Source organism: Campylobacter sp. (assembly GCF_017646085.1).
GTDB lineage: Bacteria > Campylobacterota > Campylobacteria > Campylobacterales > Campylobacteraceae > Campylobacter.
In genome coordinates this window covers 1-2,951 of the sequence record NZ_JAGCNF010000106.1, presented here as the reverse complement: position 1 = coordinate 2,951, position 2,951 = coordinate 1, and the positions used below count along the sequence as shown (strand labels likewise).

The 2,951-nt window shown below is 32.3% G+C and carries 3 protein-coding genes; all 3 read right to left on the bottom strand.

Annotation, left to right across the window (positions count from 1 at the left end):
* A partial coding sequence (locus tag J6V67_RS05610) for an SIMPL domain-containing protein (RefSeq protein ID WP_291859972.1) occupies positions 1-638 on the bottom strand: 638 nt, incomplete at its 3' end.
* Between the two features lie 100 nt (positions 639-738).
* Entirely contained in the window at positions 739-2,166 is a 1,428-nt protein-coding gene (locus J6V67_RS05605; protein WP_291859969.1) for a type I restriction-modification system subunit M, read from the bottom strand.
* The coding region (locus tag J6V67_RS05600; RefSeq protein ID WP_291859966.1) for a restriction endonuclease subunit S at positions 2,163-2,951 on the bottom strand (789 nt) is incomplete at its 5' end. The genes J6V67_RS05600 and J6V67_RS05605, both read right to left, overlap by 4 nt.

Here is a 2,951-nt window from a genome sequence, read left to right as displayed (position 1 = left end):
GTTCCAGTAAAATCAACGCTATTTAATACGCAATTTTTACCAAGCTCATTTGAGTAAAGCTGTGCTTTTTGTATAGCGCTATTTAATACCTTAATGTGTAGTAGCTCGTTATTTTGTGTTGATATGGCATTTGATACTGATGGAGTTATGGCTGGTAGATTAATGCTTATAAACTCATTGTTTTTTAATAGCGTATTTAATTGAGTAATTAAGTTATCATATTTATCAATGCTATTTTTATCAAATTTACATCCAATATCAAAGTTTATAAGCTGTCCGGTGATGATTCTAGCACCATCGTTGTAGCTATAGCTTGGATTTATTGAGTAGGTAGAAGCTTTACAAATTTGGCTATCTTTGGCTAATTTTAACGCCTTATCAAGTGTAGCAGTGATAATTTCTAGCTCATTTGGAGCTATTTGGGCTTTTGTACGCAAAGCATTTGTAGATTCTAAGCTAATATTTGCACTAAATTGATCTGGGATAAACTCCACGCTCTGTGTAATTGTGCGATTAAATTTAAGCTCTTTATCACTAAACTGATCTTGTGATAAAAACTTAGCATCAAAAACAACACCAGCAATAAAAATAATAAGCACAATAAGCGCAAAAAGTGATTTAAAAAGAAGATTTAACATATCTATCCTTATTGTTAAAATGATTTAGTATTTTACAACAGATAATATAATGCTAAGTAAAGAGCTAAAAAGTTAAAATTTGCTCTTTACTTTATTATTTTTAAACCTTAATCTGCTCAAGCTCACCCAGCGCCGCAGCGATATCTGCTTTTATCTCTTCTAATATCTCATCTGGACTTGCTATATTTTCGCTATTTATTACGCTTTGTTCTTTTATCCACGATATATCGAGGTTTGTTTTATCTCGCTTTAATATCTCATCTATGTTAAAGCATTTAAATCTCTCACTTTGTTTTCTTTGAGCTAGATTATCGCCATAGCATTGGATAAAATCAGTCAAACTCTCATCATTTAGTGGATTTTCTACAAGAGTAAAATTTTGATTTGTCCTTAGATCATATACCCATACTTGAGTAGTTTTAGGCTCATTACTTGGAGTTAATTTATCAAAAAATAGCACATTTGCCTTTACTCCCTGTGCGTAAAAAATCCCAGTAGGCAGACGCAAAATCGTATGTAGATTAAAATCCTTTAAAAGTCGTTGCCTCACTTTCTCGCCAGCTCCACCTTCAAATAGCACATTATCAGGTAGAACAACAGCTGCTTTGCCACCAATTTTTAACACACTCATTATATGTTGCAAAAAGTTTATCTGTTTATTAGAAGTGCTTACTATGAAATCATCTCTTTCATAGCTTTCGCTTTGAGTATTTACGCTACCATCATCACCCATAATTTTTGTAGATGATTTTTTGCCAAAGGGTGGATTTGTCAGTACCATATCGTATCTTTGATCGCCTAGACTTAAAAGACTATCGCTTGTTTTTACTGGACTCTCATCACCGCCTATATCATGTAAATATAAATTCATCGCACATAGACTAGTAACTAGTGGCGAAATATCGGTGCCACTTAGTGCTTTTGTTTTTAGATTTTCTAGCTTGGTTTTATCTTTACTACTAGCTCTCATATACTCATACGCTTCTAGTAAAAATCCGCCAGTTCCACACGCTGGGTCATTTATACTCATACCAATTTGTGGTTTCATCACGCTTACTATGGCTTTGATTATCGCTCTTGGGGTAAAATATTGTCCCGCTCCGCCTTTGGTTTCAGTGGCGTTTTTTTGTAATAACCCTTCATAAATCGCCCCTTTGATATCTACATCTAAGCCTAGCCAAGTTTCATTATCTATTAAGCTTACTAGCCGTTTTAGTTTGGCTGGTTCGTTGATTTTATTTTGAGCTTTTTGGTATATAGTGCCTACTATGCCACTTTGCTTTGATAGAGTGTTTAAGGCATTGGTGTAAGCAGTTTCTAGCTCACTTCCATCTAAATTTGACAAATTTTGCCATTTACAATGAGAAGGCAAAAGCGACGCAACGCCCAAAAATTTCTCTCTCTCATCATCCATTTTTAAAAATAGTAAATATGTAATCTGGCTTACATAATCTGTATAGCTAACTCCACTATCTCTTAATATACTAGCGTAATTCCATACCTTGCCTATCAATGCACTTTCGCTCATATTTCACTCCTTAACTCTCCACTAAATGCTTTTTTTAATATACTTTGTTTTAAGTTTTTAGCATTTTGAATGCTTTTATCTATCAAATTTAGAGTTTTATCCACTATTGCAAATCTCCTATCTATCTCAGCCACTATTAAATTTTGCTCTGATAATGGTGGGAGTGGGATTTCAAGCTTTGCATATTCAGAAATCCAATATCTTTTATGTGTATCGCTTTTATGTTGAATAGTTTGCATTTTATAAAACAAAAATTTTAAATTTACATTATCTGCTGGTCGTAAAATTTTCATCGCTGATGATTTAACTTTAAAATGAAAATTTACATATTGACTTGAAGTTGTAAAATCATCAAAAATAATTACAGGTGTATTTGTAAAAATTCCCTCTGTTTCATTTGTATAACCTAAAATAAAACCTTTGCCAGCTGTTAAAACAGGTGTTTTAAAGTCGTTATTATATTTTGTAGATTTAACTATATATTTGGTTGGTTGTTCGTATTTTAATACATCTTCAAATTTTACTTTTTTTCGTTGTGTGGGTGAAGTGTTAGGTAGCAAATCACCATTAAACGCAGATTTAAGCACGCTTTGTTTATAAAGTTTTAGATTTTCTTTTGCATTTATTAGATTGGTTATAGCATTTTCAATTTTTGCAAAACTATCATCTAATTTATCAACAATAGCCTTTTGCTCCACCAAATTTGGTATATAAATTTCTCGCTTTGCATATTCAGAAATCCAATATCTTTTATGCGTATCACTTTTATGTTGAATAGTTTGCAT